We start from the raw sequence: 5,079 nt of genomic DNA, 5'->3' as shown, positions 1-5,079 counted from the left end.
GTACGGACGGGGCGGCGGCCGGGGCCTCCGGGGGCAGGACGGGCTCGGCGTCGGGGCCGGCGTCCGTGCCGGGACGCGGGACGGTGAGCATCTCCTGCGGGATCATCATGACCGCGCCGGTGCCACCGCGGGCCGAGGGCCGGAAGGACACCGTCAGGCCGTGCTTGCGGGCCAGCCGGCCGACGACCGTCAGTCCGAGCCTGGTCCCGGACAGGCCGGTCAGGTCCCCGGACCCGGCCGCCACGGCGCTCTGCGCCCGGCGCAGCGCGACCTCGCCCATGACCAGGCCGCTGTCCTCGACCGTGATGACCGCGCCCGCGGGCACCTCCTCCACGTACACGTGGACTTCGGCGGTGGGCGGGGAGAAGTTGGCGGCGTTGTCCATGAGTTCGGCCAGCGCGTGCATCACGCCCTCGGCGGCGTGGCCGACGACGGCGACCTCGCTGGTGGAGTGGAGCCGCACCCGCTGGTAGCCGGCGATACGCCCCATCGCGCCGCGCAGGATCGACTCCATCCGGATCGGCTTGGCCCACCGGCGTCCGGAACGGGCCCCGGTCAGCACGGCGATGCTGTCGGCGAGGCGGCCGGCCTGGGCGGTGCGGTGGTCCAGGTGCAGCAGGTCGTGCAGTACGGCGGGGTCGCTGTGGCGGTGCTCCATCTGGCGCAGGTCGGCCAGCATTCCGGTGGCCAGTGCCTGCATGCGTCCCGCGGCGTTGGCACCGACGGCCATCGCCGCGGCGCGGCGCGACTCGCTCGTGCCGACCCGGTCGGCGATCAGGGCCAGCATGCGGCGCTGCGGGCCGGTCAGTGGCTCGCGCACCGCGGTGAGCACCCGGTCCACGGTCTCACCGGCGGCGATCCGGCCGACGGCGGCCGGCAGCAGCTCGTCGGCGAATCGTTCCGCCTCGGCCCGCAGGGCGTCGAGCTGTCCGGCGAGGCGCCGGGCCCGCCAGCGCTCCTGCGCCGCCACGGCCACGGCGCAGGCCAGCGCCAGGATCCCGGCGGCCGCGCCGATCACCGCGGGGGCACGCAGCGACCCGGGGGCGGCGACCACCAGCCACACGGCGACCGGGACGGTGACCACCAGGGGTACCGCCAGGGCCCGCGCCAGGTACGCGAACGGAGCACGCTGCTCACGCCGCCGTGCCGGGATGCGCAGGCGCCCGGTCCGCGGGCGCGGGAGCGCGGTCTGCGCTGTCATCGATCAGGACCTCGGGGCCGTACGGACGGATGGGATGGGCGAAGCGGAATCCAACAAAAACGGGCACCACCACGGGCACGAATCCCAGGCGGGTTCCGTGTTCGCGGGGAACTCGCGGTCACTATATGCGAGTTGCCAGTGGTGTTGATCAATGCTCCGATGACATTTGTTGGCTGGTGAGGATATGTGAGGTTGCCGCGGCATGCCGGCGCCCGAGCGAGGGGGAACCGGCGCCTCCGCTCCCCGCAGGCACCGCCACCGCCACGTCCACCGCCGCCGCGGCTCCTCGGTGCCGCTGACCACGTCGTTCGCCCTACCGAACGGGTCGGGGCCACGGCACGCGCCCGGCGGTCGGCGGCCCGGGGCCCGCCGGGCGCGGACCGCGGGCGGCGGGAACCTGACGACGTGTCCACTGTGCGACATGTCGCAAGCGCGCCACGCCGTTCATCCTCGGACCGGCTCAGCCCGCGGCCGAGGCGGCACGGTGCACGGCTTCCGCGTCCGCCTCCAGCGGCACGTCCGCGCGGACGAACCGCGCGGCGATCGCGACGACCAGAGCCAGGACCAGGGCTCCCGCGCCGACGAGGAACAGCGTCCGTGGTCCTGGCCGGTCCGGGCGAAGACGTAGGAGTAGAGGTAGGCGGAGAGGGCCAGCGACAGCGCTCCGGCGACGGTCGCCTTGCCCCATGCCGCCGACTGCGCCTCGGGGTGCCGCGGTACGAGTTCGTGGACGCGGCCCAGCACGACGGGCACGACACCGGGAGGGAAGGAACCGATGACCACGCTCAGCACCGCGATCTCGGGCAGGGCGTGCGCCGTGGCGAGCGCGGCGAGGGCCCCCGTCTGCACCAGGGTGATCAGCAGCAGGGCCCTGGCGAAGCCGAGGCGGTCGCCGAGGAGGCCGTAGAGGGTGGGGCCGACGAGGGCGCCGAGTCCGTACAGGATCCAGATCATGGAGCCGCCGGCGGAACCGCGGCCCAGGCCCCGGCTGACGAAGTCGGCGAGGAACGCCATGGCCGGGGTGAGACCCATCGAGATCAGGGCGTACTCCACGAGCAGCAGCCGCAGCCGCGGCGAGCGGGCGGGCTTCCGCTCCCCCGGCACCGGCACCGGCGCTGCGGCGACCGCGGACGGCGACGGGGCGGCGACCGGCGTCGGCCAGCCGTTCCAGCTCAGTACGGTGAGGATCGCGCACAGGACGGCCAGCCCCGCCCAGGTCCCGCGCAGTCCGAAGTGCAGCAGCAGGGGCACCAGGGTCCCCGTGGCGGCGATGCCGACACCGAGCCCCGCGAAGATCGCCCCGCCCGCCAGCCCGCGCCGCTCCCCCTTCAGGTACGGGAGCACGGCACCGGCCACCCGCACCATGATCACGCCGCCGGCGAGCCCCGAGGCCAGGCGCCAGAGGAAGAACCACGGCACCGAGACGGGAACACTGCAGGCCAGCAGCGCGAGCGTGGCGAGCGCCATCATCCACCGCAGGGCCCGGCGGTCGCCCAGCCGGCGCCCCACCCACCGGGCGCTCAGCGCGCCCGCCAGGTACCCGGCGAGGTTGGCCGCGCCGAGGTACGCCACCGCGGACGGGGAGAACCAGTGGGCGTTGATCAGTTCGGGGACCAGAGGCGTGTAGGCGAACCGGGCGAGGCCGATGCCGACGAAGCTGGCGCTCGCGCCCGCCGCTATGGCCCGCCATGCGGCGGGTCCCGGTGGTGTGGTGGTCATCTGCTCGCTTCCGCCTTCCGCCCGGTCGCGACGGATCCGGGCGGCGCCCGGTCCGTCAGCAGTCCGGGCCATCTTTGACAACACCGTCATGTTTGACAGCCTTGCAAACTTTGACGGAGCCGTCAAAGATGAATTACCGTGGGCGCATGGCTGGACGGCGTCAGTTCGATGAGCAGCACACCCTGGGCCGGATCCTGGACGTCTTCTGGAACCAGGGGTACGGAGCGACCTCCATGCAGGACCTGGCGACCGCCACGGGCGTGCAGCGCGGCTCGCTCTACCACGCGTACCACGACAAGGAGACGCTGTTCCTGCGCGTCTTCCAGGACTACGCCGACGCCTTCGTCGCCGAGGCCGCCGCCACGCTGGACCAGCCCGACGTCCGGCGGGCGCTGGAGGACTTCTTCGACTTCACCATCGCCTCCATGACCCACGGCACCCCCGCCCGCGGCTGCCTGTCGACCAAGACCGCCACCGACACCCAGGCGGACGCCGAACCCATCCGGGCCGCGATCCGCGACCTGCTGGACCGGCTCGAGGGCGTCATGGCCGAACGGCTCTCCCGCGGCGATGCGGCCGGCCTGCTCGCCGTCCCTCCCACCGAGGCCGCGCGGGTCCTGGTCACCATGACCCGCGGCACCGTCGTCATCGAGCGCGTCTACCAGGACGCGGACCGGCTCCGGGCCACCGCGAGGTCCCTGATCACGATGGTGCTCGGCGCACGGCAGCAGGCCACCGCCTGATCAACGGGCCCGGTAGGGTGCCCGGTTGACTTTCTCCGCTCCCTGGAGAGAGGGGATTCCTACGGCTCGCGCTGTAGGGTTTCCTGCTTCGTCGCCGGCTGCCCGCCCGGATTTCTCCGTTGAGGTCTTACACCGGCTCCACAGGCTGACACCGTCAGTCCGACGGCCAGCAGGTGCATCAACCAGTGAGCACCTGCTGCATAATTGGGGATGGACACCGGTCCGCCGTCGCGGCGAACCAACCTTCCCCGCCCCGCCCCTCAGGGGTTCGATTCCTCCCCGTGCTGAAGGGCAGAGTTCCACGAAGGAGATTGGATGACCGCGGCGGAGGGGAACGAGCCCGGCTGGACGGACACGCGCACCTGGGTGCAGCGGCACCTGCGCGACGGGGAACACCTCGAGTCCGCGGAGCCGCTCCGCGGCGGCTGGACCTCGCAGATGCGCCGCCTGCGGGTCACGGGGCCGGGAGGCGGACGCCAGTTGGTGCTGCGTTCCTTCGTGGAGCCCTTCTACCTCCGCCACGCGGAGGGCCTGCTCACCCGTGAGGCGCGGGTCCTGGCGCTGCTCGGCCCGACCGCCGTCCCCGCCGCCGAGTTCCACGCCGTCGACGCGACGGCGGAGCACTGCGACCATCCGTCGCTGCTCATGTCCCACCTCCCGGGGGAGGTACGCCTGGCGGACACCGACGCCGGGGCGCGGGCGTGGCTGCTGGCCCGTCAACTCGTCCGCATCCACGGGCTCGACGTCGGCGAGACGGACCGGCCCCGCACCTACCAGCCCTGGACGGCGCCCGAGCGCGTCCGCCCGCCCGGGACCACGAGCCGTCCGGACCTGTGGGCCCGCGCGGTGGACGTCATACGCCGCGACCCGCCCGCCCACGAAGGCCTGTTCCTGCACCGCGACTTCCACCCGGGCAACGTCCTGTTCTCCGGGCACGGCGGCCACCTGCGCATCTCGGGCGTCGTCGACTGGGTCGAGACCTCCTGGGGCCCCGCCGACCTCGACGTGGCCCACTGCGCCACGGCACTCGCGCTGTTGCACGGACCCGTTGCGGGACTGCGCTTCGCCGACCTCTACACCGCCGCGGGCGGCCGGCTGGCGGACTCCCCCGGCGCCCACCTCTACTGGCGGCTCCTGGACGCCCTCGCCTTCGCACCCGACGCCGAGAAGGTCGCCGTCCCCTGGCGCGAACTCGGCCGCACCGACCTCACCCCGGCGACGCTCGCGACGCGCCTGGAGACCTACGTCGCGGCGCTGCTCGCCCGCTACGGCGACGCCTGACCCAACAGGCGGGCGTCCGGTGCCGGACACCGTTCCCATCTGTGCAACTGCGCGTACTCCCCCCGGTTTTCGTCTTGTCACCCGGGTGTGATCACCACGAGGGTGCAGGGCGAGCCGCGGGCGCGAAGGTGCGCC

General features: G+C 73.5%; 4 protein-coding genes. 2 read left to right on the top strand and 2 right to left on the bottom strand.

Annotated elements, in window-relative coordinates:
- Together PV341_RS43685 and PV341_RS43680 are read right to left on the bottom strand one after the other, a co-directional pair.
- Positions 1 to 1,201 (bottom strand): sensor histidine kinase (locus PV341_RS43685; RefSeq protein ID WP_500360813.1); only part of this gene is annotated, 1,201 nt, incomplete at its 3' end.
- Between the two features lie 444 nt (positions 1,202 to 1,645).
- Entirely contained in the window at positions 1,646 to 2,920 is a 1,275-nt protein-coding gene (locus tag PV341_RS43680; RefSeq protein WP_500360812.1) for a YbfB/YjiJ family MFS transporter, read from the bottom strand.
- 146 nt (positions 2,921 to 3,066) lie between these two features.
- Between PV341_RS43680 and PV341_RS43675 the strand changes: the two genes are divergently transcribed.
- Entirely contained in the window at positions 3,067 to 3,663 is a 597-nt protein-coding gene (locus PV341_RS43675; RefSeq protein WP_500328900.1) for a TetR/AcrR family transcriptional regulator, read from the top strand.
- A gap of 315 nt (positions 3,664 to 3,978) precedes the next feature.
- Positions 3,979 to 4,944, top strand: coding sequence for a phosphotransferase family protein (locus tag PV341_RS43670; protein ID WP_500328901.1), 966 nt, complete (start codon positions 3,979 to 3,981; stop codon positions 4,942 to 4,944).
- Positions 4,945 to 5,079: the final 135 nt, after the last annotated feature.

Source organism: Streptomyces sp. PA03-1a, from assembly GCF_033792805.1.
In the GTDB taxonomy this organism is placed as follows: Bacteria; Actinomycetota; Actinomycetes; order Streptomycetales; family Streptomycetaceae; genus Actinacidiphila.
Note: the sequence above shows the minus strand (reverse complement) of the source record. Positions and strands in the feature narration are given on the sequence as shown.

Coding starts and splice junctions, on each gene's coding strand:
- PV341_RS43675 (WP_500328900.1), top strand. CDS start 3,067: ATGGCTGGACGGCGTCAGTTCGATGAGCAGCACACCCTGGGCCGGATC.
- PV341_RS43680 (WP_500360812.1), bottom strand. CDS start 2,920: ATGACCACCACACCACCGGGACCCGCCGCATGGCGGGCCATAGCGGCG.
- PV341_RS43670 (WP_500328901.1), top strand. CDS start 3,979: ATGACCGCGGCGGAGGGGAACGAGCCCGGCTGGACGGACACGCGCACC.